Source organism: Glycomyces algeriensis (assembly GCF_027622855.1).
GTDB lineage: Bacteria > Actinomycetota > Actinomycetes > Mycobacteriales > Micromonosporaceae > Glycomyces > Glycomyces algeriensis.
Window position 1 is genome coordinate 439,347 of sequence record NZ_JAPZVR010000004.1, and the last position, 23,236, is coordinate 462,582.

The 23,236-nt window shown below is 70.7% G+C and carries 19 protein-coding genes; 9 read left to right on the forward strand and 10 right to left on the reverse strand.

Annotated features, from left to right (window positions below; translation table 11 throughout):
* Window positions 1–126: 126 nt before the first annotated feature.
* On the reverse strand, window positions 127–888 hold the full coding sequence (locus O2L52_RS10590) for an ABC transporter permease (RefSeq protein WP_270115353.1): 762 nt from the start codon (window positions 886–888) through the stop codon (window positions 127–129).
* 1 nt (window position 889) lies between these two features.
* Window positions 890–1,858: an ATP-binding cassette domain-containing protein gene (locus O2L52_RS10595; protein ID WP_270115354.1), complete on the reverse strand. Its 969-nt coding sequence runs from the start codon at window positions 1,856–1,858 to the stop codon at window positions 890–892.
* A gap of 130 nt (window positions 1,859–1,988) precedes the next feature.
* Here O2L52_RS10595 and O2L52_RS10600 point away from each other — a divergent pair, with 130 nt between their 5' ends.
* The gene (locus O2L52_RS10600) at window positions 1,989–2,696 is read left to right on the forward strand and encodes a PadR family transcriptional regulator (protein WP_270115355.1); all 708 of its coding nucleotides are present in this window, start codon (window positions 1,989–1,991) and stop codon (window positions 2,694–2,696) included.
* Window positions 2,697–2,765: 69 nt separating this feature from the next.
* On the opposite strand, the gene O2L52_RS10605 is transcribed toward O2L52_RS10600, so the two are convergent.
* The 3 genes from O2L52_RS10605 to O2L52_RS10615 form a co-directional block, all read right to left on the reverse strand.
* Entirely contained in the window at window positions 2,766–3,062 is a 297-nt protein-coding gene (locus O2L52_RS10605) for a DUF1330 domain-containing protein (RefSeq protein WP_270115356.1), read from the reverse strand.
* 272 nt (window positions 3,063–3,334) lie between these two features.
* Window positions 3,335–3,811 carry a MerR family transcriptional regulator gene (locus O2L52_RS10610; protein WP_270115357.1) on the reverse strand — a complete coding sequence of 159 codons (477 nt, stop codon included), beginning with the start codon at window positions 3,809–3,811 and terminating at the stop codon, window positions 3,335–3,337.
* Between the two features lie 9 nt (window positions 3,812–3,820).
* Window positions 3,821–4,672 carry an SDR family NAD(P)-dependent oxidoreductase gene (locus O2L52_RS10615; RefSeq protein ID WP_270115358.1) on the reverse strand — a complete coding sequence of 284 codons (852 nt, stop codon included), beginning with the start codon at window positions 4,670–4,672 and terminating at the stop codon, window positions 3,821–3,823.
* Between the two features lie 485 nt (window positions 4,673–5,157).
* On the opposite strand from O2L52_RS10615, the gene O2L52_RS10620 reads away from it, so the two are divergent.
* Entirely contained in the window at window positions 5,158–6,900 is a 1,743-nt protein-coding gene (locus tag O2L52_RS10620; RefSeq protein ID WP_270115359.1) for an acetyl/propionyl/methylcrotonyl-CoA carboxylase subunit alpha, read from the forward strand.
* Window positions 6,901–7,076: 176 nt separating this feature from the next.
* Window positions 7,077–8,513 (forward strand): GuaB1 family IMP dehydrogenase-related protein, encoded by a 1,437-nt coding sequence (locus O2L52_RS10625; protein WP_270115360.1) that lies wholly within the window; start codon window positions 7,077–7,079, stop codon window positions 8,511–8,513.
* Window positions 8,514–8,973: 460 nt separating this feature from the next.
* Here O2L52_RS10625 and O2L52_RS10630 read toward each other — a convergent pair whose 3' ends face one another.
* Both O2L52_RS10630 and O2L52_RS10635 read right to left on the reverse strand, forming a co-directional pair.
* Window positions 8,974–9,615, reverse strand: a complete 642-nt coding sequence (locus O2L52_RS10630) for a response regulator (RefSeq protein ID WP_270115361.1) — start codon at window positions 9,613–9,615, stop codon at window positions 8,974–8,976.
* Window positions 9,612–10,481 (reverse strand): sensor histidine kinase, encoded by an 870-nt coding sequence (locus tag O2L52_RS10635; protein WP_270115362.1) that lies wholly within the window; start codon window positions 10,479–10,481, stop codon window positions 9,612–9,614. Before O2L52_RS10635 ends, O2L52_RS10630 begins: the two co-directional genes overlap by 4 nt.
* A 108-nt stretch (window positions 10,482–10,589) precedes the next feature.
* Here O2L52_RS10635 and O2L52_RS10640 point away from each other — a divergent pair, with 108 nt between their 5' ends.
* From O2L52_RS10640 to O2L52_RS10650, 3 genes are all read left to right on the forward strand, one after another.
* Window positions 10,590–11,342, forward strand: a complete 753-nt coding sequence (locus O2L52_RS10640; RefSeq protein WP_270115363.1) for an ABC transporter ATP-binding protein — start codon at window positions 10,590–10,592, stop codon at window positions 11,340–11,342.
* Window positions 11,339–12,094 (forward strand): ABC-2 transporter permease, encoded by a 756-nt coding sequence (locus O2L52_RS10645; protein ID WP_270115364.1) that lies wholly within the window; start codon window positions 11,339–11,341, stop codon window positions 12,092–12,094. Before O2L52_RS10640 ends, O2L52_RS10645 begins: the two co-directional genes overlap by 4 nt.
* Before the next feature lie 248 nt (window positions 12,095–12,342).
* Window positions 12,343–13,353: an L-type lectin family protein gene (locus O2L52_RS10650; protein WP_270115365.1), complete on the forward strand. Its 1,011-nt coding sequence runs from the start codon at window positions 12,343–12,345 to the stop codon at window positions 13,351–13,353.
* Window positions 13,354–13,413: 60 nt separating this feature from the next.
* Here O2L52_RS10650 and O2L52_RS10655 read toward each other — a convergent pair whose 3' ends face one another.
* Window positions 13,414–14,799 (reverse strand): NAD(P)H-quinone dehydrogenase, encoded by a 1,386-nt coding sequence (locus tag O2L52_RS10655; protein ID WP_270115366.1) that lies wholly within the window; start codon window positions 14,797–14,799, stop codon window positions 13,414–13,416.
* Window positions 14,800–14,860: 61 nt separating this feature from the next.
* Here O2L52_RS10655 and O2L52_RS10660 point away from each other — a divergent pair, with 61 nt between their 5' ends.
* The gene (locus tag O2L52_RS10660) at window positions 14,861–15,304 is read left to right on the forward strand and encodes a gamma-glutamylcyclotransferase family protein (protein WP_270115367.1); all 444 of its coding nucleotides are present in this window, start codon (window positions 14,861–14,863) and stop codon (window positions 15,302–15,304) included.
* Between the two features lie 584 nt (window positions 15,305–15,888).
* On the opposite strand, the gene O2L52_RS10665 is transcribed toward O2L52_RS10660, so the two are convergent.
* Both O2L52_RS10665 and O2L52_RS10670 read right to left on the reverse strand, forming a co-directional pair.
* Window positions 15,889–17,202, reverse strand: a complete 1,314-nt coding sequence (locus O2L52_RS10665; RefSeq protein WP_270115368.1) for an amidohydrolase — start codon at window positions 17,200–17,202, stop codon at window positions 15,889–15,891.
* Between the two features lie 388 nt (window positions 17,203–17,590).
* Window positions 17,591–19,177 (reverse strand): acyl-CoA mutase large subunit family protein, encoded by a 1,587-nt coding sequence (locus O2L52_RS10670; RefSeq protein WP_270115369.1) that lies wholly within the window; start codon window positions 19,175–19,177, stop codon window positions 17,591–17,593.
* A gap of 217 nt (window positions 19,178–19,394) precedes the next feature.
* Here O2L52_RS10670 and O2L52_RS10675 point away from each other — a divergent pair, with 217 nt between their 5' ends.
* On the forward strand, window positions 19,395–21,434 hold the full coding sequence (locus O2L52_RS10675) for a protein kinase domain-containing protein (protein ID WP_270115370.1): 2,040 nt from the start codon (window positions 19,395–19,397) through the stop codon (window positions 21,432–21,434).
* A gap of 56 nt (window positions 21,435–21,490) precedes the next feature.
* Window positions 21,491–23,152: a phospho-sugar mutase gene (locus O2L52_RS10680; protein WP_270115371.1), complete on the forward strand. Its 1,662-nt coding sequence runs from the start codon at window positions 21,491–21,493 to the stop codon at window positions 23,150–23,152.
* The last annotated feature ends 84 nt before the right edge of the window (window positions 23,153–23,236 follow it).

Genomic DNA, 23,236 nt, shown 5'->3' on the forward strand with positions numbered 1-23,236 from the left:
CGCGGGGGTCCGACAAAAACTGCCCCGTCTTACCGTCGTAAGGAAAAGTTTCACTCGAAAGAGTGAGTAAACCGCCGCGGGCTCACGGCCCGCGGCGGTTCCGGTTTCCCTGGTTTCCTTCAGGGTCTAAGCGACGGCGCGGGCGAACTTCCTGGTCGCCCACCACACCAGCACGATCGCGAGCCCGCCGATGTAGACGGCGGCCTGCCAGATGGCATTGGCGCCCATGTCCCCTTCGAACAGGGACCGGGCCGCCTCGACCGCGTAGTAGAACGGGTTGAAATCCGCCACGTTCTGGAGCCAGGCCGGAGCCAGCGCCATCGGCAGCATGATGCCCGAGAGCAGCATGATCGGCTGCACGAACGTGTTGAGGACCGGCGCGAGCGTGTCCTCGCTCTTCAGGACGATCGCCACGCCGTAGGAGAGCGCGCCGAGCATGAACGAGGTCAGGACGATGATCCCGAGCATGAGGAACACGCCCGGCCAGTAGATCGTCAGGCCGCCGATCGGGGCGGCCAGGACCACCAGGAGGAGCGCCTGGAAGAGCGTGGTCGTCACCGTGGCGAACGTCCGCCCGATGAGGAGCGCCGCGCGGCTGACCGGGGTCACGCGCATGCGTTCGATGACGCCCGCACGCAGCTCCGCGATGAGGCTGAAGCCGACGAACGTGGAACCGAACAGCGCCATCATGATGATGAGGCCGGGCACGAACGTCTCCATGGCGCCGGCCTCGAAGCCCGGGGCCCCGTCGAGGCCGTTGAGCAGCGGCGCGAAGAAGATCAGGAAGTACAGCGGCTGGATCAGCATGACCACCAGCCACACCGGCTGCTTCAGGTTGAGCTTCATGGCGCGCGAGTACACGAGCCAGGTGTCGAGCAGGGTCTTCATGTCAGTGCTCCTCCCGCAGCGAGCGGCCGGTCTGCTTCAAGAACACGTCGTCGAGGCTGGGCCGGTGCAGCTCGATGGACGCGGGGGCGATGTGCGCGGTGTCGAGGGCGCGCAGCAGCTCGGGGAGGGCCGCCGCGCCGTCGTCCACGTAGAGGCGCAGGAGCGCGACGCCGGTGGCCGGGTCGGGGGCGCCCGCCTCGGCCTCGCGCACGAAGGCCTTGTCGCCCAGGAGAGTCCGGGCCTCGGCGGCCTGGTCGGCCACGCCGATGAGGACGACGTCGCCGGCGACCTCCTTCTTGAGCTCCAGCGGCGTGCCCTCGGCGACGATCTCGCCGTGGTCGATGATCGCGAGCCGGTCGCACAGGGCGTCGGCCTCATCGAGGTAGTGCGTGGTCAGGAAGATCGCGGTGCCGCGCTCGCGCAGGCCCCGCACCTCGTCCCACATGTGGGCGCGCGACTGCGGGTCGAGGCCGGTGGTGGGCTCGTCGAGGAAGAGCAGCTTCGGCTGGTGCATGATGCCGAGCGCGATGTCAAGGCGGCGCTTCTGGCCGCCCGAGTACGTCTTGACGTTGCGGTCGGCGTACTCGCCGAGCTGGAACGCCTCGAGGACCTCGACGGCGCGGGCCAGCGCGGTCTTCTTCGACATGCCGTAGAGGCGGCCCTGCATGACCAGTTCCTCGCGGGCGGTGACCTCGCCCCAGGTGCCGCCTTCCTGGCCGACGTAGCCGATGTCGCGGCGCACTGCCGCTGACTGCTTGGCCAGGTCGTGGCCGCAGACGACGGCGTGGCCGTCAGTGGGTTCGATGAGGGTGCTGAGCATCCGCATCGTGGTGGTCTTGCCGGCGCCGTTGGGGCCGAGGAGGCCGAAGACCTCGCCTTCCTTGACGGCGAGGTCGACGCCGCGGACGGCCTCGACCTCCTTGCCGCGGGACTTGAAGGTCTTCTTCAGCCCCTTGGTCTCGATGAGCATGGGTACCTCACGGGTGGGTTGAACGATGTTCCTGTTCCTTGTTCAAAGTTGACTATAACCATGGGGTTGCGAAGGGCACAACCAGGTATAAGTGAAATCGTGAGATTAGTCAAAGGTATAATATTCAGGCATGTGGAGTACGCGTCTTCTCGTCCTCGGCCTCGTCCGGTGGCTCGGTCCCGTCCACGGCTACCTGGTGCGCCGGGAGCTGGACACGTGGCGAATGCCCGGCAAGGCCGAGATCGGCGCCGGCTCGATCTACCACGCGCTCAAGAAGCTCACGGCCGACGGCCAGCTCGAGGTCGTCGCGACCGAATCGGTGGACGCGCGCCCGGCGCGCACGACCTACCAGATCACCGCCAGGGGCGAGGCCGAGTTCCAGCGGACCCTGCGGGAGAAGCTGTGGGACGTCGCCGGCGGTGAGGACCCGTTCAGCACCGCCTGGTCCTTCGCGCAGGTCCTCACCCCCGCCGAGAACATCGCGCTCCTGCACCAGCGCGCCGAAGTGCTGTTCTCCCGCATCGAGCAGGTGACCGCGCTGCTGGCGGCGACCACCCCCGACTTCGTCCCTGGCGACGAGGGCGCGTTCGTGCCGGCCCACGCGCGCGCCATGATGAAGCGCCAGATCGACCTGTGGATCACCGACGCCGAATGGTGCGAGGAGACGGCCGCCCGGATGGAGACCGGTGACCTCGTCATCGGCCCCGAACTCGACGCCGAGCATGCCGCCTACTGGCGCGAGGCGATCAAGGGCGACCGGTTCCTCGACAACGCCAGGGACCGCCAGGCCCTCATCGACGAACTCACCGGAGCGGACAGGAACGGCGACGACGGTTGAAGAGCGCTGAAGAATTCAGCGGGGTGAAGGCTGACCCGCGGTTTGAAACCTTCGACGCAGCCTCGATCGTCAGTCGAGGCCTTCGACGATGCGGAAGTCGCGCTCGAAGCCCACGGGGAGTTCGGCCAGCGCCTCCTGGTAAGCCGCGCTCGCGCGTGCCGCGACCGCCTGTTCGAAGCTGTCGAACTCGATCAGGACGACGCGCTCGGCGATTCCGGCTTCGTGTGCGTTGACCCGGCCGCCGATGCCGGCCAGCACCCGCCCACCCGCGGCCCTGACGGCTCGACCTGCCAGTTCGTTGTAGACGTCAAACGTTTCGGGGTCATCGATGTGGGGATAGACGCTGACCCAGTAGCCCTTGGGCATGGGACCTCCAGTGTGGGGTTGAGTGGCTCGAATTCCGGTCCGCGGTTCCACCACGGGACGATCGTTGACGGCGGCACTTGGCCTGGTCGGGCGCGGCTGGACGCTGCGCATCATCGGGGAGCTGGGGGAAGGAGCCGCTCGGCTTCCGGCTCCTGCAGCGGCGCTGCGACGACATGTCGTCGAGCGCCCTGCAGCAGCGGCTCACCGAGCTTCAAGAGGCTCGGCTCGCCGAGGTGCTGCGCGACGGCGACTACACCCTCACCCGCTCGTGTTCATTCGATCGCGTCGGGGCCCGCCTCGCCGCCGTAGGTGGCGATCTTGAACTCGGTGGCCGCGAGGGACAGCGTGAGTTCGCGGATCCGGCGGCGGACGGTGTCGCGGTGCTCGAGGAGCATGTCGAGGCGTTCGGGGACGGTGTCCTCGCCCGCGTCGACGAGGGCGATGTAGTGCTGGAGGTCGCGCATCGGCATGCCGGACAGGCGCATCCGGGTGAGGAAGACCAGGCGGCGGACGGCGCCGGCGTCGTAGACGCGGTGGCCGAGGGTGTCGCGGGAGACCGCGACGAGGCCCGCGCGTTCGTAGTAGCGGAGCGTGTGGGCTGAGACGTCGAGGAGGTCGGCGGCCTGGGCGATCGTCAAGGACTCGGGCACGTCGGCCGGGCCGGTGAGGCGCAGGATCGCCTCGACCGAGACCGGGTCGTCGTCACCGAGCGACTCGAGCGCCCTCGTCAGCAGTTCGTCGGTGGCCATGGCGCAAATCTAGACCGGCCGGACCGAGGGCGCCATGCCGTCGAAGTCGGCGCTGCGGGCGAGGTTCGCGAGGCGTTCGATGTTGTCGAGGTCGCGCTGGTAGGTCGCGTAGAGGCGGGTGACGGCCTCGGCGCCCAGTGGGAGTCGGAGCGGGACGTCGTCGCCGCTGGCGAGGTCGACGATGATGCGGGCGGCACGGTCGGGGTCGCCTTCCTGGCGGCCGTCGACGCCAGCCATGTCGGCGCGGACGGCAGCGAGGGAGTCGATGTAGGCGTCGGCGCCGTCGGCGAACTCGAGGGCGGCGTGGAAGCCGGTGCGGAAGCGGCTCGGTTCGACGATCATGACGCGGACGCCGAAGGGCGCGACGTCGCCGGCGAGGGACTCGGACCAGCCTTCGAGGGCGAATTTGGACGCGGAGTAGGCCGCGACTCCGGGGAAGGACATGCGGCCGCCCTGGCTGCTCATCTGGACGATCGTGCCCGAGCGCTGCGCCCGCATGGCCGGGAGTGCGGCGCGGACGAGGGCGGCGGGGCCGAACAGGTGGAGGTCCATGAGGTCGCGCAGCTGCCGGTCGCCGACCTCTTCGACGGCGCCGACGACGGCGCGGCCGGCGTTGTTGACGAGGACGTCGATGCGGCCGAAGCGGTCGAGTGCGGTCTGGGCGAGCGCGGGCGCGGCAGTGGTGTCGGCGGCGTCATGTGTGACGGCGGCGAGGCGGTCGGGGTGAGCGGCGGTGAGATCGGCGAGGCGGTCGGGGCGGCGGGCGGCCGCGACGACGTTGCCCCCTGCGGCGAGCGCGGCGACGGCGATCGAGCGGCCGAGTCCGCGGGAGGCTCCGGTGATGATCCAGGTTTGTGCCATGCGGGGAACGCTATGGCTTCGAGCGCGCTCGAACGCAAACTGGAATGGCGCAGGTCACTGGCGGCTTGCTGCTGGAGCCGTCCAAAAGGGCCGCTCACTGCGCTGATGGCGGCTGCCGTGCGTGCTGTCGCAGGCAATGATCCGATCTGGCGGCGTCAGCAGTCGGCGGCGGGACGGCGGGGGGAGCCGCGCGGAGGTGTCACTCCAAGATTTCGGCACTTCCAGGTGCCATCTCCGATCAGACACACCGTGTCAGCTGCAATCTTCGGTGCGCGCTGAAACATCCGCTGAAGTCAACGCAGCGCTCCTGAAACCTTCGCTGCGCTTCAACACGACCTGAACGGCCGTTTAGGAGATCATGCGAAAAAATCGACAACCCTCCTTATGGAGACCCTCCAAACTTTGAGCGCTTTATATCGTTTCGTCCGTGCTCCAGGCGACGGCGTCGCCCCGGTCTCCGATATGCGGCCATTACACTGCGGAACGTGCGCAAGGTTTTGATCGCCAACCGCGGCGAGATCGCAGTGAGAGTCATCCGGGCCTGCCGGGACGCCGGGTACGAGTCCGTCGCCGTCTACGCCGACGGCGATCGCGATGCACCCCACACACTTCTGGCCGACGAGGCCTTCGCCCTCGACGGCCTCACGGCCGCCGACACCTACCTGCGGATCGACAAGCTGCTGAAGATCGCGCAGCGGTCCGAGGCGGACGCCGTCCACCCCGGGTACGGGTTCCTCTCCGAGAACGCCGAGTTCGCGCAGGCCGTGATCGACGCCGGACTCACCTGGATCGGCCCCACCCCGCAGTCCATCCGCGACCTCGGCGACAAGGTCACCGCCCGCCATCTCGCCATGAAGGCGAACGTGCCCCTGGTGCCCGGCACCAAGGACCCCGTGAAGGACGCGAGCGAGATCCTCGCCTTCGCCGACGAACACGGCCTCCCCGTCGCGATCAAGGCCGCCTTCGGCGGCGGCGGCCGCGGCCTCAAGGTCGCCCGCGACCGCGACGAGATCCCCGACCTGTTCGAGTCCGCCGTGCGCGAAGCCGAAGCCGCCTTCGGGCGCGGCGAGTGCTTCGTCGAGCGCTACCTCGACCGGCCCCGCCACGTCGAAGCCCAGGTCCTCGCGGACACGCACGGCAACGTCATCGTCGTCGGCACCCGCGACTGCTCCCTCCAGCGCCGCCACCAGAAACTCGTCGAAGAGGCGCCCGCGCCCTTCCTTACGGACGAGCAGCGCGCCACCATCCACAGCGCCGCCAAGGCCATCTGCAAGGAAGCCGACTACCACGGCGCCGGCACCGTCGAGTTCCTCGTCGCCGTAGACGGCACCATCTCCTTCCTCGAGGTGAACACGCGCCTCCAGGTCGAGCACCCCGTCTCCGAGGAGACCAGCGGCCTCGACCTCGTGCGCGAGCAGTTCCGCATCGCCTCCGGCGAAGCCGTCCCGCTCACCGAGGACCCCGAGCCGCGCGGCCACTCCATCGAGTTCCGCATCAACGGCGAAGACCCCGGCCGCGGGTTCCTGCCCGCTCCCGGCGCCGTCACCAAGCTGCGGCTCCCCGCCGGGCCCGGCGTCCGCGTCGACACCGGCATCGAAGAGGGCACCGTCATCGACGGGAACTTCGACTCGCTGCTCGCCAAGGTCATCGTCACCGCCTCGACCCGCGAGGAAGCGCTGCGCCGCTCCCGCCGGGCCCTCGCGGAGATGGAGGTCGAAGGCCTCGCCACCGTGCTGCCGTTCCACCGGGCCGTGATCGAGGACCCGGCGTTCGCCGAGGACTTCACCGTCCACACCCGCTGGATCGAGACCGAGTGGGACAACACGCTCGAACCGTACGCAGCGGCCCCCGCGGGGGGCGGGGACAGCGAGGAGCGCACCAGCCTCGTCGTCGAGGTCGGCGGCAAGCGCCTCGAAGTGTCGATTCCCGCCGGGCTCCTCAACCCCGTCGCCTCCAACAAGCCGAAGAAGCGCGGCCCCAAGAAGAAGGCCGACTCCGGCCCCGCCATCGGCGGCGACGGCCTGCCCTCCCCGATGCAGGGCACCATCGTCAAGGTCGCCGTGACCGACGGCCAGTCCGTCGTCAAGGGCGACACCATCGTGGTCCTGGAGGCCATGAAGATGGAGCAGCCCATCGAAGCGCACAAGTCCGGGACCGTCTCAGGGCTCGAGGTGGGCATCGGCGACGTCGTGGCCGCCGGGGCCCCGATCTGCCAGATCTCCGATTGAGGCTCGTAACGGATCTGTCAGATCGCAGACTTACAACCGGCGGTTCGCGGAGGGACAATAGTCAGTGCTGTGCGTAACACCACAAGCACTGCTCTCACCGACCGAAATCGGGTTACGGTTCCCGGCGGCGGAAATCCTCCGTCCGGAACCCGACCACTCCCTACAGGGGGACAGCCATGCGCTTCATCGACGGACAACCCGGCCACGACCTCACCTACGCGGACGTGTTCATGGTCCCGAACCGGTCGAGCGTGGCCTCGCGCCTCGACGTCGACCTGTCGACCGCCGACGGCACCGGGAACTCCATCCCCATCATCGCGGCCAACATGACCGCGGTCTCGGGCCGGCGCATGGCCGAGACCCTCGCCCGCCGCGGCGCCCTCGCGGTGATCCCCCAGGACATCCCCGTCGACGTCGTCGCCGATGTCATCGCCCGCGTCAAGTCCCGCCCGCTCGACTGCGACGCGGCCCTGACCCTCCCGCCCACCGCCACGGTGGCCGAGGCGATCGCCCTCTTCCCCAAGCGCGCGCACGGCGCCGTCATCGTCACCGACTCCGAGCGCCGCCCGCTCGGCGTCGTCACCGAGGCCGACTGCCGCGGCGTCGACCGGTTCACGCAGCTCGAGCAGGTCGCCTCCGACCGGCTCGTCACCCTGCCCATGGGGATCTCCGACGCCGAGGCGTTCAAGATCCTCGAAGACGCCAACATCAAGCTCGCGCCCGTGCTCGACGGCGAAGGCCGCCTGCACGGCGTGCTCACCCGGGCCGGCGCGCTGCGCAACACCATCTACCGGCCCAACACGGACGCGAACGGGAAGCTCCGCGTCGCCGTCGCCATCGGCATCAACGGCGACGTCACCGGCAAGGCCACCGCGCTCGTCGAAGCCGGCGCCGACGTGATCGTCGTCGACACCGCCCACGGCCACCAGGAGAAGATGCTCGACGCGCTCAAGCTCGTGCGCGACGCCGCCCCGAACCTGCCGATCGCCGCGGGCAACGTCGTCACCGCCGAAGGCGCGACCGACCTCATCAACGCGGGCGCCGACATCATCAAGGTCGGCGTCGGCCCCGGCGCGATGTGCACGACCCGCATGATGACCGGCGTCGGTCGGCCCCAGTTCTCCGCGGTCCTCGAATGCTCCGCCACCGCGCACCGCCACGGCAAGCACGTGTGGGCCGACGGCGGCGTGCGCCACCCGCGCGACGTCGCCCTCGCACTCGCCGCGGGCGCGTCGAACGTCATGATCGGCTCCTGGTTCGCCGGGACCCACGAGTCCCCCGGCGACATGCACTACGACGCCGACGGCCGGGCCTTCAAGGAGTCCTTCGGCATGGCCTCGGCGCGGGCCGTCAAGGCCCGCAGCGCGAGCGACTCCTCGTTCGACCAGGCACGCAAGGCCCTGTTCGAAGAGGGCATCTCGACCGGCCGGATGTACTTGGACCAGAAGCGCCCCGGCGTGGAGGACCTCCTCGACTCGATCGTGGCGGGCGTGCGGTCCGCCGCGACCTATGCCGGCGCGACGAACCTCGCTGAGTTCCACGAGCGCGCGGCCGTGGGCGTGCAGTCCGCCGCCGGCTACACGGAAGGCGCGCCGGTCCCGAGCAGCTGGTAAGTATCGGATAGCCAAGCCTGGGGCGTTTTCAGCCCTGATAGCGATGCCGTGGGCGTCCGCCGGTTGGCGGGCGCCTGCGGTGGTCTTCGGCGTCGGGCGGCTCTTTTGTTCTCGTGTGTGGGTGAGGTTGTGGTGCGGGCGCATCGGCGTCTTTGCCGATGCGCCCGCGTATGCCTCGCGAGGTCTCCTGGCAGGAGCCGCGCGGGAGTGCACTCCCGCGCGGTCTTCGGGGGCGGCCCCCGGGGTTCCCACATTCGCCGCCAGTCCTGCCAGGACCGGATCGCCACTCCGCACTTCCACCACCACCGGCGGAGCAACCGTTTTTTATCTATCAACAATCACATGTCGGGCAAGGCCTGCCAAGGAGCATTTTCCTGCCTGTGGATAAGTCGTGATATTTGCTGCGTATCCGCTGTTCAGTGCCTGTGGATAACTTGGCGGCGGGCAGGGTGAGTAGGGGTCAGGTTCTTGCGTCCCTCGCCAGCATTGCGGCCTGGACCCGGTTGGTGCAGCCGAGTTTGGCGAGCACTCGGCTCACATAGGTCTTCACGGTCGCTTCGCTCATGTGGACACGGCCCGCGATCTCCGCGTTCGATAGGCCCTCGGCCACCGCGTCCAGGACCTCGCGCTCACGCGCGGCCAGGCGCGCGACGCGCTCCACCGCGTCGCGCCGCCGCGGAACCGATTCCGGGGCCACCAGGCCCAGCACCATCCGCGTCACCACCGGCGACAGGTACGCCTCCCCCGCCGCGACCGCGCGCACCGCCGTCACCAGTTCCTCAGGCGCGCAGGTCTTCAGCACGAATCCCGCCGCGCCCCGCTCCACCGCCGCGAGCACGTTCTCCTGATCCCCGAACGAGGTCAGCACCAGCGCCCGCGTGCCCGGCGACACCGCGTCCAGCCGCTCGACCACCGCGAGGCCGCCCAGGCCCGGCATGTGCAGGTCCACCAGTGCGACCTCCGGGCGGCAGCGCTCGATGGCCGCCAATGCGTCGCGTCCGTTGTGGGCGGTGCCGGCGATCGCGATGCCCGCCGCTTCCAGGACCGTTCGCACGCCTTCGACGACGAGCGGTTCGTCGTCGGCGATCACGACGCGCGTCATGCGCCCTGCACCCCGGCGATCGAGGTGAGCGGGAGGAGGACGAGGAGCAGGACGACGGTGCCGACGGCGGCGGCGCGGGCGGTTCGCGGGAGTCGGGGGCGGGTGGTGGGGAGCGGGAGCATGGCGCTGAGTCTGAAGCGGTCGGCGTGGGTGCGGTGGTCGAGGAGTCCGCCGGCGGCATCGATGCGTTCGCGCAGGCCAGCGAGGCCGTGTCCACCGGGGAGGCCGGGGGTCGGGGTGGCGGGGAGCGGGTTTTCGACCGCGACGAGGAGGGCGTCGGTCTCCCAGGTGACGGTGGCGCGGACGGGTGCGCCGGGGGCGTGTTTGGCGGCGTTGGCGAGGCCTTCTTCGAGTACCGCGTAGGCGGCTCGGGCGGCGATGGCGGGGAGCGGGCCGGGTTCGCCTTCGTGGCGGAGTTCGACGGGGACGCCCGCTTCCATGAAGGCGGCAGCGAGGGTGGCGGCTTCGGCGGCGTCGAAGCGGGTCTCGGTTTCGGCGCCGGTGCGCAGAAGCGATACGAGGCCGTGGAGGTCTTCGACGGCGGCGCGCACGGTGTCGCCGACCTGGCGGGCTTCGGCGCGTCGTTCGATGTCGGTCTCGCGGACTTCGAGGGCGGCGACTTGAACGGCGGCGAGGCCGAGGCGGCGGCCGATGCGGTCGTGCATGTCGCGGGCGAGGCGGAGCCGTTCGCGTTCGACCGCGACCTCTTGTTCGCGCATGGAGCTGCGGTGGCGCTGCCAGAGGGCGACGACGACGGCGGCGGCGAGGATCGCGAGGATGCCGGCGGGGATCGGGCCGGCGGGGAGGGCGGCGAGCAGGGTGAACTCGGCCAGGACGATGGCGATGGCCGTGAGCAGACCTTTCATACGGCCAGGGTACGCATCGGTGCCGCGGGGTGCCGGTTCACTTTCGTCGCGAGGGGGAGCGACCTTCGGGGACTGTCGGCGGCGTGCCCGGTTTCTTACGGTGGCAATGTGATCGAAGTACGAAATCTGACGAAGCGGTATCGCGGCGGCGTGGCCGTCGACGACCTGTCATTCACGGTGGAGCCGGGCCGCGTCACCGGTTTCCTGGGGCCGAACGGCGCGGGGAAGTCCACGACGATCCGGCTCATCCTCGGCCTCGACCGGCCTACGGGCGGGCAGGCGACGGTGAACGGGCGGCCGTACGCGTCCTTCGAGCGGCCGCTCACGGCGGTCGGGGCGCTGATGGACGCCGGGGACCTGCATCCGACGCGGAGTGTGCGCGAGCATCTGCGGTGGCTGGCGCGGACGAACGGGATCGGGGAGCGGCGGATCGGGGAGGTCTTGGAGGCCACCGGGATGGCGGGGGTGGCGCGGAAGCGCGCGAAGACGCTGTCGCTGGGGATGAAGCAGCGTCTCGGTGTGGCGGCGGCGCTGCTGGGCGATCCGGGGGTGCTCATTCTGGACGAGCCGGTGAACGGGCTCGATCCTGAAGGGGTGGTGTGGATCCGGCGTCTGATGAAGGGGCTGGCGGCGGAGGGCCGGACGGTGCTGGTGTCGAGTCATCTCATGTCGGAGATGGCGTTGACGGCGGAGCACCTGGTGGTGATCGGGCGGGGCCGGCTGCTGGCGGACACGTCCACGGAGGCGTTCATCGCCGCGCATTCGGGGTCGGACGGGAGCGGGGCGAGCCTGGAGGAGGCGTTCATGCGGTTGACGGGTGCGTCGGTGGAGTTCCGGAGCGGTTCGGAGGGTGTGCGGTGAGCGGTTTCGTGCGGGCGGCCTCGGCGGAGTGGGTGAAGATCCGTTCGGTGCGGTCGACGGTGGTGTCGTTGGGGCTGTTCGCGTTCGTGGCGCTCGGGTTGGGCTGGGTGGTCGCGAACGGGTTCAATGCGGGCGGTCCGAGGACCGATGCGCTGCTGCCGGTGTTCTTCGGGCTGCTGACGGCGCAGCTGGTGCTCGTGACGTTCGCGGTGGCGACGGTGGGCGCGGAGTTCTCGACGGGGACGATCCGGGCGTCGCTGGCGGCGGTGCCGTCGCGGGGCCGGCTGTTCGCGGCGAAGATGACGGCGGTGGGTCTCACGGTGGCCGCGGTGGCGCTGGTGGTGGAGCTGGCGGTGTTCGGGCTGGTGAGGGTGGTGATCGGTGACGGGGCGGCGCCGTTGACGGCGTGGTGGACGATCGAGTCCCTGCTGGGCGGTTGGATCCACCTGACGCTGCTGAGCGTCTTCACGGCGGCGCTCGCGGTGATGCTGCGCAGCACGGTGGTCACGCTTTCGGTGCTGCTGCCGATCTTGTTCCTCTCGGGGCAGGGTTTGGGGAACATCGAGGCGATCAAGCCGGTGGCGCAATACCTGCCCGATCAGGTGGGGCTGGTGGTCATGCATTTGACGCGGCCGGGCGATCCGCAGTTCGGGCGGGATTACGGGCCCTGGGAGGGGATCCTGATCTTGGTGTTGTGGACGGTGGCGGCGCTGGTCGCGGCCTGGCTGGTGATGCGCCGCAGGGACGCCTGAGCGAGAACCGGAAGCCAGGAGCCAGGAGCCGGGAGTCGGAGGCGGGAGCGGAATGTGAGTAGGGCGGTTGGGTCATCGGCCGCCCTTTATCTGCGCTTGTGGACCGTCCACAGTTGCCGGGAATGGCGGACCGCGATGGGGGTTCTCATATAGCTTCGCTCTGTAGTCGGTCGCGGTGAACGGGGCCGCTGACCACGTGGGCGCGGCCGAGCGGGCCGGCGCTCCGCATCGGTATCGAAGGAGCACCTGTGAAACGCACTGCCATGTTCGGAGCGGGTTCGATGATGATCGCCGCTACGCTCGCCGCGGCCCCCGGCGCCGCGCACTCCCAGGCCCCGGAGGCGAAGGTCCTCCTGGTGAGCGAGGACTTCACCGGCGCCGAGGTGGCCGACGAGAACTTCGCCTCGCTCAACGCCTGCCTGACGGCGGCGACCGAACTCGTCGGGGAGGACGCGTTCGACGCCTGCTCCGACCAGGCCACGGGCCCCGTCCCGGCCTCGGGGAAGCAGCCCGGCTACCTGCAGTTGACCGACGCCGGCGAGTACGACACCGGCGGCGTCGTCTACAACAAGGCGCTGCCGTCGAAGCACGGCATCGAGGTGACGTTCTCGCAGTACCAGTACGGCGGCTCGGCCGCCGACGGCATCGCGTTCTTCCTCGTGGACGGCGACACGAACCTGGCCGAGACCGGCGCGTTCGGCGGCAGCCTCGGCTACGCCCAGATCGAGGCGAACGGGATGTCCGACGAAGGCGTCGACGGCGGCTACCTGGGTCTCGGCCTCGACGCCTGGGGCAACTTCTCGGCCGACACCGAGGGCCGCGGCGACGGCTGCGAGGGCGGCGACGAGGCCCCCGCGCACCTGCGGATCGAGACCAACCGCGCCCCGGACAACGTCGCGCTCCGCGGTCCCGGCCAGGGCCACGACGGGTACTGCCTGCTCGCCACGACGGCCACCGACGAGAAGATCGGCTCCTACCCGGGCGGGGACATCTTCGGCACCGACTTCCCCGCGAGCCTGCGCGCCGAGACGCTCGCCGACGCCAAGCGCACGGTGAAGCTCAAGGTCGTGCCCGAGGGCGACCACGCTTCGGTCACCGTGGACATCGACTTCCAGAACGGCGGCGGCTGGACCCGGGTCCTGGAGGCCGAGGTCCCCGACGCGCTGCCCGAGACCTTCAAGTTCGGGCTCTCCTCCTCCACTGGCGCCTCTACCGACGTGCACCTGATCCGCCACCTGCGGGTCGAGGCCTTCAAGTAGCGCACACACGACGAGGGAGGGCCCGCGGCATCGCGCCGCGGGCCCTCCTTCGCTGCTGCGTCAGAACTCCATGAGCTGGCGGGCGGCCTCGGCGACCGAGCCCGACAGCGACGGGTAGATCGTGAACGTCCGGGCGACCTGCTCGACGGTGAGCCGCTGCTCGACGGCCAGGGCGATCGGGGTGATGAGTTCGGAGGCGCGGGAGCCGACGACGACGCCGCCAGCGACGATCCCGGAGGAGTTCCAGGCGAAGAGCTTCACGAAGCCTTCGGTGCGGTCGACCATCTTGGCGCGCGGGTTGGACGCGAACGGGAGGAGGACGCCGCGGCAGTCGACCTTGCCGGAGTCGACGTCGGCCTGGGTGACGCCGACCGAGGCGAGTTCGGGGTCGGTGAAGACGTTGGCGGCGACGTGGGCGAGTTTGATGGGGCGCACGGCTTCGCCGAGGGCGTGCCAGATGGCGATGCGGCCCTGCATGGCGGCGACCGAGGCGAGGGCGTGGACGCCGGTCACGTCGCCGGCCGCGTACACGCCGGGGACGTTGGTGCGGGAGACCTTGTCGACGGGGATGAAGCCGCGCTCGTCGACGGTGATGCCGTAGGCGTGGAGGCCGAGGTTGTCGGAGTTGGGGATGGAGCCGACGCAGATGAGCGCGTGGGTGCCTTCGATGACGGTGCCGTCGTCGAGTTCGACCTCGACGCCGTCGTCGGTGCGGCGGGCCGCGGCGGCGCGGGAGTGGTTGCGGACGTCCATGCCGCGGCGGACGAAGACGCGCCCGACGGTCTCGGCGGCCTCGGCGTCCTCGTGGGGCATGACGCGGTCGCGGGAGGAGATGAGGGTGACGTGCGAGCCCATCGCGAGGTAGGCGGAGGCGAACTCGGCGCCGGTCACACCGGAGCCGACGACGATGAGGTGCTCGGGGAGTTCCTTCAGGTCGTACAGCTGGCGCCAGGTGAGGATGCGCTCGCCGTCCACGGGGGCGGAGGTGAGGGTGCGCGGGGTGGCGCCGGTGGCGATGAGGACGACATCGGCGTCGGCCTCGTACGGCTCGCCCTCGGTGGGGACGATGTGGAGCTCGTGGACGTAGTTGTAGCCCTTGTCGACCCGCAGCGCGCCGCGGCCGTGGACGATGTCGACACCGACGCCGGCGAGCTTCTGGGCGATGTCGGCGGACTGCTGGGCGGCGAGCCGCCGGACGCGGCCGTTGACGGCGACGGGGTCGGCGGTGGCCTCGAGGGTGGCGACGCCGAGCTCGCTCGACTCGTGGATCTCGGTGAGGACGGAGGAGGCGGCGATGAAGGTCTTGGAAGGGACGCAGTCGGAGAGGACGCAGGCGCCGCCCGGTCCGGTGGCCTCGATGAGGGTGACGTCGGCGCCGAGTTGGGCCGCCACGAGGGCGGCTTCATACCCGGCCGGGCCTCCGCCGATGATCGCTACTCGTGCCACGGTGCGCCTTTCGGTGTTCGGGATGCTTCAGTGCGGGCAGGTTTAAGGGTATCTTCGAGTCGTGCATCTCTATGCCGCGTATGGCTCGAATCTCGACCCTGCCCGAATGCGCGCCACGTGCCCGCGGTCGCCGCTGGTGGGTACCGGCTGGCTGGAAGGCTGGCGCCTGACGTTCGGCAACGCCGACCTGGGCTCGGAGACCGCCGTCGCGACGGTGGTGGAGTCGCCGGGCGAGCGGGTGTTCGTGGCGCTCTACGACCTCGACCCGGCGGACCGGCAGGTCCTGGACGAGCTCGAGGGGCTGAACTCGGGGCTGTACCGGAAGATGCACACCCAGGCGGCGACGCTGGAGGCGAACCGCCAGGTGTGGCTGTACGTCTTCGAGGGCTTCGAGGGCGGGCTGCCGAGCCAGTGGTACCTCGACGAGATCATGCAGGCGGCCGAGGCCGCAGGCGCCCCGCAGGACTACGTCGAGACCCTCCGGAAGCGGCCCACCGCCGAATGAGCGATCGGGTCTGACGGCTGCGCAGGCGGCCGAGGTCCGGTCCGGCGAGCAGCTGGCCCAGGAGGGCCGGCCGGTCGACGGCGTGCACCTCATCGCCCACGGCCGTCGAGCAGTTCGGCGCCGGCCCGTTCGGCGACCGGTTCGACGGCTGCTCACGCGGCCCGGCTCGACCGTGACCGACCGCCGAGACGGACCTCGCCCGCTGATCCGGCCGAGGATCGTTCGACCCGCGGCCTGCTCGAACTGCGCTGGGTGACCGGGCCCGGCAGGTTCGGTCCGATTCGACTGCCTAGCAGGTGGTCCACCAGTCCGACTGCTGCATCTGCGGTCTGCTTCGGGCTGCACCGCTGGTCGAGCGGTGTGTCGTACCTTGCCCGTAGTCTCGGATTCGGGGGCGCTGCGGATGTCCGATTTGCCGGGACGCTCCGTTCACGTTTCGCGGGACGGGCCGCGTGTCGGACCCTGCGCGTAGCGTTGATATCGGGGGTTCCCTGGGTGTCCGATTTGCCTGGACACTCCGTTCACATTCTTGGAGATGACGATCGGGGAGTCGCTTCGCGACTCCCCGATCGTGCTGTGCTGCTTTAGAAGGCCGGGCTCGCGGCGGCGGCGAGGACGGTGTGGGTCATGACGCGGATGCCGTGGGCGAGAGCGGTCTCGTCGATGTCGAAGTTGCCCTGGTGGATGTCGAGCCGCTCGCCGGGCCGGCCGACGCCGAGGCGGGCCATCGCGCCGGGGACCTGCTCGAGGTAGTACGCGAAGTCCTCGCCGCCCATGGACATCGGGGCTTCGGCGACGGCCTCGTCGCCGAGCGCGGCGGCGGTGGCGCCGGCGAACATCGCGGAGGCGATGCGGTCGTTGACGACCGGCGGGACCCCGCGGCGGTAGTCGATCTCGCACTCGACCCCGGAGGCGCGGGCGACCGAGCGGGTCACCTCCTGCACGAGGTCGGGGATCATGTCCCAGGTCTCGCGGCCGTGCACCCTGACGGTGGCGCGCGCGAGGGCCTCCTGCGGGATCGCGTTCGCGGCCTCGCCCGCCTGCACCGCGCCGAACACGATCGCGACGGACTGCCGCGGGTCGAGGCGGCGGTTGACGAGCGCGGGCACGTCGACCACGACACGCCCGATCGCGTTGACGAGATCCGAGGTCAGGTGCGGGCGGGAAGTGTGGCCGCCGCGGCCGGACATGCGGACCTCCATGACGTCGCACGCCGCGGTCAGGGGCCCGTTCCGGACGGCGATCTTCCCGGACTGGAACTGCGGGTCGCAGTGGAACGCGAAGATCGCGGCGACGTCCTGCAGCGCCCCGTACTTGATCATGGTCGGCGCGCCCGACGGGAACTGCTCCTCGGACGGCTGGAACACCAGCCGGAACCGCCCGGGCAGCCCTTCGAGGCGGTCGATCTCGGCGAGGACGCGGCCCAGGCCCATGAGCATCGCGGTGTGGGCGTCGTGCCCGCACGCGTGGCAGACCCCGGGGACCGTGGAGCGGTACGGGACCTGCTTCGGGTCGTGGATCGGCAGCGCGTCCATGTCGGCGCGGATGGCGATCACGCGGTCGCCCGTGCCGATGTCGCAGGTGAGACCGGTGCCGTCGGGGATGATCTGCGGGTCGAGGCCGGCGTCGGCGAGCGCGGCGGCCACGTAGTTCGCGGTGTCGTGCTCCTGGCGGGAGAGGCGCGGGTTCGCGTGGATGTGGCGGCGGGCCGCGATGACCTCGCCCGCGTGGGCGGCCAGCCAGCCGTCCAGGAACTCGGGCAGCGACATGGACATGGCCTGCTCCTCAGCGGCGTTGCCGGAACTGTCGAACGAGGGGAGGGCGCCGGGCACCACGAGACACGATTCGGGCGCGATCGCACCCGGCAGCGGCTCATTGGACTTTGTGGCGATACCCATCTCGACGACTTTCTCCGCAGTGAGCGTAAACATTCCTTCGCGCCTCGCAATTCGCGTTCGAGGATCACAGCCAATGGAGGGCGATCGGGCAAGCTTAATCCGATCGCGCTCCGTTGCGGCCAGCGCCGTGATTTGCGACATCCGGCCATCGTCCTGCTGGTCCCCGCGCCAGTGGTGACGGTTGCGCGACGAACGGTCACGCCTCTAGAGCCGTACCCGCTGTCATGAGGCATAACGCTTGCCGGGCCGATAAGTTACGGCCGAGATCCGGTTTTCATTCGGAACAGGGACGCGCAAGCCGGTATGACGCGTCCGCGCGCAAGTGTTTCCCCGTGCCCCGTTTTCGGCGACAGACCCATTGTGCGCTTCCCCGAAAGTGACGAAGCGGTCACCAATTGTCGGTCGGTACGTACCGTCCCCATTCGGCGGCGAGCGCGGTGCAGACTTCGCCGACGGTGGCGCCGGCGGCGAGTGCGGTCTTGAGGGGGTAGAGGACGTTGGCGGTGCCGGCGGCGGCGTCCTTGACGGCGGTGAGGGCGGCGTCGAGGGCGGCGGCGTCGCGGGAGGCGCGGTGGGCGGCGAGGCGGGCGACTTGGGCGGCCTCGATCGCGGGGTCGACGCGGAGCGGCTGGTAGGGGGCTTCGGCGCCGGTGAGGGTGTAGGCGTTGACGCCGACGACGGTCTGCTCGCCGGAGTCGATGCGTTTGGCGGTCTCGTAGGCGCTGCGTTCGATCTCGCTCTTCTGGAAGCCCGCTTCGATGGCCTCGACGGCGGAGCCGTGGGCGAAGACGGCGTCGATGAGGCGCAGGGCCTCGGCTTCGACGGCGTCGGTGAGGGCTTCGACGGCGTAGGAGCCGGCGAAGGGGTCGACGGTGTCGGTGAGGTCGGTCTCGCCGGCGATGACCTGCTGGGTGCGCAGGGCGAGGCGGGCGGAGGCGTCGGTGGGGAGGGCGATGGCCTCGTCGTAGGCGTTGGTGTGGAGGGACTGGGTGCCGCCGAGGACGGCGGCGAGGGCCTGCACGGTGACGCGGGCGAGGTTCACTTCGGGCTGCTGGGCGGTGAGTTCGACGCCGGCGGTCTGGGTGTGGAAGCGGAGCTTCATGGAGCGGGGGTCCTTGGCGCCGAAGCGGTCGCGCATGATGTGGGCCCACATGCGGCGGGCGGCGCGGAACTTGGCGACCTCGGTGAGGAGGGTGGAGCGGGCGACGAAGAAGAAGGAGAGGCGGGGGGCGACGGCGTCGACGTCGAGGCCGGCGTCGATGGCGCAGTTGACGTACTCGATGCCGTCGGCGAGGGTGAAGGCGAGCTCCTGCGCGGGGGTGGCTCCGGCTTCGGCCATGTGGTAGCCGGAGATGGAGATGGTGTTCCAGGCGGGGAGTTCGGCGGCGCAGTAGGCGAAGGTGTCGGCGACGAGGCGGAGCGAGGGCGCGGGCGGGAAGATGTAGGTGCCGCGCGCGATGTACTCCTTGAGGATGTCGTTCTGGATGGTGCCGCGCAGTTTCGCGGGGTCGGCGCCCTGCTCTTCGGCGACGAGCTGGTAGAGCAGGAGGAGGACCGCGGCGGGGGCGTTGATGGTCATCGAGGTGGAGACCTCGTCGAGGGGGATGCCGCCGAAGAGGACGCGCATGTCGGCGAGGGAGTCGACGGCGACGCCGACTTTGCCGACCTCGCCGGCCGCTTCGGGGGCGTCGGAGTCGTAGCCCATCTGGGTGGGCAGGTCGAAGGCGACGGAGAGGCCGGTGGTGCCGGCTTCGAGGAGGTCGCGGTAGCGGCGGTTGGACTCCGCGGCGGTGGCGAAGCCCGCGTACTGGCGCATGGTCCAGGGCTTGGAGGTGTACATGGAGGGGTGGACGCCGCGCGTGTAGGGGAAGGACCCGGGTTCGCCGAGTCGCTCCGGGAGGTCCTTCGCGGCGTCGTCGGGTCCGTAGACGGGCCGGATCTCGATCCCGTCGCGGCCTTGCGGTGACGACTGCATGGCTGCCATCCTAGGGGTTGAACTGCGTCTTCGGGAAGGTCCGCCCCGGTCCCGGCGGCACGGTCCCGGCGACGCTTGCGAGCCGTAATTTTGTAATGCCGCTTCCGGGGCCGCCCGCCCCTTACGACGCCGTTCGCGACCGGTTACGGAAACCCGGTACCGACCGGTCGGCCCCGACACGGCAGACTAGTGGGGATCCCTCGCGAGGAGTGGCCGAATGACGTACTCATCTGACTACGGTCGCGGTGGTCCCGGCGCATATGAGGACCCCCGCCCCGGCGCGGTACCGTCCCCTCGGTACTCCCCCGAACCCCAAGAGTCACAGGGGTTCTCCGGTGCATCCTACGGTTCCGGGCGCGGCGGGGGTGATCCGCGTCCCTCCTTCGGCGCGGCCGGCCCGCGCGGCGCCGGGCCCGACCCGTACCGCCCGGCGCAGGGCTCCCGCCCGGACCCGGGACGGGAGCCGTACGGCCAGTCGAACCCGGGCCTCGGGCCGTCGGAGCCGGGCTACGGCCAGTCGAACCCGGGGTTCAACCGGGACGCGTACGGCGGCGACTCGTACGGGGACTCCACCTCCCGGCACAGCTCCTCGTACGGCAACTACGGGAACCTCGGCCAGAGCTTCGCCGTCGGCGGCCAGGGCCAGCGCCCCCGCGTCCCTCCCACGGGGACGGGGAACCGGGCCGGGCCCGGGGACCTCGTGGCCGACCGCTACCAGCTGGTGGACCTTGTCGGCAAGGGCGGCAACGGGTCCGTGTGGCGCGCCCAGGACATGGTGCTGCGCCGCGAGGTGGCGCTGAAAGAGGTGTTCCTGCCGCCGGACCTGCCCGCGCCCGAGCGCGTGCAGCTCATCGAACGGTCCCGGCGCGAGGCGCAGATCGCGGCGGCGCTGTCGCATCCGTCGATCATCCGCATCTTCGACGTGGTCGAGCACGCTGGCCTGCCGTGGATCGTCATGGAGCTGCTGCAGGCGCGCAGTCTCGCGGAGATCCTCACGCAGGACGGGCCGCTCGCGCCGCGTGTCGCCGCGAAGATCGGGCTCGCGCTCGTCGGGGCGCTCCAGGCCGCGCACGACGCGGGGATCATCCACCGCGACATCAAGCCCGGGAACGTCCTCATCTCCACCGACGGCCGGTGCGTGCTCTCGGACTTCGGTGCGGCCCAGCAGCACCAGGTGTCGGGTGGGACGACGCCGGGGAAGGTGCTGGGTTCGGCGCATTACATCGCGCCGGAGCGGGCGGTCGGGCATCCGGCCGAGCCGGCGAGCGACGTGTTCAGTCTCGGCGTGACCTTGTACGCGGCCGTCGAGGGGCGGCCGCCGTTCGACCGGGGGGACGCCGTCTCGACCATGCGCGCGGTCGTGCAGGAGCCGCCGGAGAACCCGCGCCACGCGGGGCCGCTCACGCCGCTCATCGGCGGGATGCTCGCGAAGGACCCGCAGCAGCGGGCGCCGCTGCCGCAGGTCCGCCAGGAGCTGCAGGCGCTGCTCGCCGGGCCGCTGGGCACCGGCGGGATTCCGCAGCAGTCGCCGCCGCTCCAGCGGCAGGGGGCTTACCAGGACGTCTCGCCGCCGCGCACCGGCGCGCGCCCGAACGTCCGGGAGCGGGATCCTGAGCCGGAGCCGACCGGGAACGTGTGGAAGTCCACTTCGGTCATCGCCGTGTGCGTGCTGCTGGCGCTCGTCCTCGTGTGGGGCGGTTACAAGCTGCTCCTGGGTGACACCAGCAGCGGCGGCGAGGAGCCGGGCGCTTCCGACAGCGCCGCCGAGGACCCCGCTAGCGAAGGCGGCGAGTCCGAGGGCGGCGAGGGTCCCGCGTTCGAGACCGCGGCGCACGAAGGCGAGGGGTTCACCGCGAACTACCCCGCGACCTGGGCCGAAGGTGAAGCGGGCGAGCACTACGCGGTGTACTACAACCCCGACGACGAGACCCAGTGGGTGCGGTTCTACTCCGGTTTCGACCACGGGGCCGACAGCACCGAGGCGTACCTCACCGACTACTGGGAGGGGCTGCCCGACTCCATGGAGGACCTCGACCAGGTGCAGCTCGAGGCGGCCTCGTTCGGCGGCATGGACGGCACCGTCCTGGAGTACACCGGTACGAACCTCGACGACGGCGCCGACCGGCACTCGATCTGGGCGCTCGTCGACGCCGGCGACGGCACCTCCTACGGGGTGTTCATCTCCGGCGACGCCGCCGCATGGGACCTATCACAGCAGGTGTACGACGAGGCTGTGGCGTCGTTCGCGACCGGCTGAGGCCACACCGTCCACAACAGCGGCCTCCCGTCATGCGGATATGCGACGATTTCCGCATGACGGAGGAGACGACCAACCTGGATGCGCTGCGCGCCGACGTGCTGCAGTGGATCACCGACGACCCTGACAAGACCTCCCGCGACGAGCTGTACCGGCTGCTCGACGGCCTCCCCTCGGCGGGCCCCGAACTCGCCGACCGCTTCGCCGGGCGCCTCAAGTTCGGCACCGCGGGCCTGCGCGGGCCGCTGCGCGCCGGGCCGAACGGCATGAACCTCGCCGTCGTGCGCGCCGCCGCCGCCGGCCTCGCGAACTGGCTCGACGGTAAGGGCGCCAGCGGGCCCGTCGTGATCGGGTACGACGCCCGCCACGGCAGCCGCGACTTCGCCGCCGAGACCGCGCGCGTCGTCACCGGCTCCGGCCGCCGCGCCCTCGTCATGCCCGGGCCGCTCCCGACCCCCGTGACCGCCTACGCCGTCACCAAGCTCGGCGCGGCTGCGGCCGTGCAGGTCACCGCCAGCCACAACCCGCCGCAGGACAACGGCTACAAGGTGTACCTCGGCCGCGAGCTCGGCGGAGACCTCGGCGCGGGTGCCCAGATCGTCCCGCCGGCCGACACCGAGATCGAGGCCGCGATCGAAGCGCTCGGCCCGCTCTCGGAGATCCCCCTCGGCGACGAGGGCGAGACCCTCGACGAGACCATCGTGGACGACTACCTTAGCGCCGTCGCCTCCGTCGTCGACCCCGACGACCCCAAGCGGCTCGCGTCCGTCGCCACCCCGATGCACGGCGTCGGCGGCGCCACCTTGGTCCGCGCCATGGAACGCGCCGGGTTCCCGGCCCCCACCCTGGTCGCCCGCCAGGCCGACCCCGACGCGGACTTCCCCACGGTGGCGTTCCCCAACCCGGAGGAGCCCGGCGCGATCGACCTGCTCACGGCCCTCGCGATCGAGGAGGGCGCCGACGTGGCGCTCGCCCTCGACCCGGACGCCGACCGCTGCTCGGTCGCCGTCCCGGTCGGCGACGGCACCTGGCGCCAGCTCAGCGGCAACGAAGTGGGCGTGCTCCTCGCCGACCACTGGATGCGCAAGGGCCGCAAGGGCACCTACGCGACCACGATCGTGTCCACCACGCAGCTCAAGGCGATGTGCGAGAAGCGCGGCTTCGGCTACATGGAGACCCTCACCGGCTTCAAGTGGCTGGCCCGCACCAGCGCCGACCTGGCGTTCGCGTTCGAGGAGGCCCTCGGCTACTGCGTCGCGCCGGAGTTCCTGCGCGACAAGGACGGCATCTCCGCGTCCCTGATCGTCAGCGAGATCGCGGCCGGCCAGGCCGCCCGCATGGCGACCCTGCAGGACCGCCTCGACGAGCTCGCCGAGGAGTTCGGCGTATACGAGACCGGGCAGCTCTCCGTCCGCGTCGAGGACCTCAGCGAGATCGGCGCGTGCATGAAGCGCCTGCGCGCCCACCCGCCCACCTCGCTCCTGGACGAGCCGGTCACCGAGTACCTCGACCGGCTGCCCGACGCGGACGTCGTCACCGTCACCACCGCGAACGCCCGGGTCGTCTGCCGCCCCAGCGGCACCGAGCCGAAGCTCAAGGCGTACCTCGAGGTCCGCGAGGACGTCGGCGGCGACCTCCCCGGCGCCCGCGAACGCGCCCGCGCCAGCGTCGAAGCCCTCAAGGCCGAGATCGCCGCAGTCCTGGGCGTGCCCCACTAGCAACGAGCACGAGTGAGGGGGGGGGGGGGGGGGGGGGGGGGGCGCGGCGGCGGCGGGGGGGGGGGGGGGGGGGGGGGGGCGGGC

Coding starts and splice junctions, on each gene's coding strand:
- O2L52_RS10590 (WP_270115353.1), bottom strand. CDS start 888: ATGAAGACCCTGCTCGACACCTGGCTCGTGTACTCGCGCGCCATGAAG.
- O2L52_RS10595 (WP_270115354.1), bottom strand. CDS start 1,858: ATGCTCATCGAGACCAAGGGGCTGAAGAAGACCTTCAAGTCCCGCGGC.
- O2L52_RS10600 (WP_270115355.1), top strand. CDS start 1,989: ATGTGGAGTACGCGTCTTCTCGTCCTCGGCCTCGTCCGGTGGCTCGGT.
- O2L52_RS10605 (WP_270115356.1), bottom strand. CDS start 3,062: ATGCCCAAGGGCTACTGGGTCAGCGTCTATCCCCACATCGATGACCCC.
- O2L52_RS10610 (WP_270115357.1), bottom strand. CDS start 3,811: ATGGCCACCGACGAACTGCTGACGAGGGCGCTCGAGTCGCTCGGTGAC.
- O2L52_RS10615 (WP_270115358.1), bottom strand. CDS start 4,672: ATGGCACAAACCTGGATCATCACCGGAGCCTCCCGCGGACTCGGCCGC.
- O2L52_RS10625 (WP_270115360.1), top strand. CDS start 7,077: ATGCGCTTCATCGACGGACAACCCGGCCACGACCTCACCTACGCGGAC.
- O2L52_RS10630 (WP_270115361.1), bottom strand. CDS start 9,615: ATGACGCGCGTCGTGATCGCCGACGACGAACCGCTCGTCGTCGAAGGC.
- O2L52_RS10635 (WP_270115362.1), bottom strand. CDS start 10,481: ATGAAAGGTCTGCTCACGGCCATCGCCATCGTCCTGGCCGAGTTCACC.
- O2L52_RS10665 (WP_270115368.1), bottom strand. CDS start 17,202: ATGGGTATCGCCACAAAGTCCAATGAGCCGCTGCCGGGTGCGATCGCG.
- O2L52_RS10670 (WP_270115369.1), bottom strand. CDS start 19,177: ATGCAGTCGTCACCGCAAGGCCGCGACGGGATCGAGATCCGGCCCGTC.
- O2L52_RS10675 (WP_270115370.1), top strand. CDS start 19,395: ATGACGTACTCATCTGACTACGGTCGCGGTGGTCCCGGCGCATATGAG.
- O2L52_RS10680 (WP_270115371.1), top strand. CDS start 21,491: ATGACGGAGGAGACGACCAACCTGGATGCGCTGCGCGCCGACGTGCTG.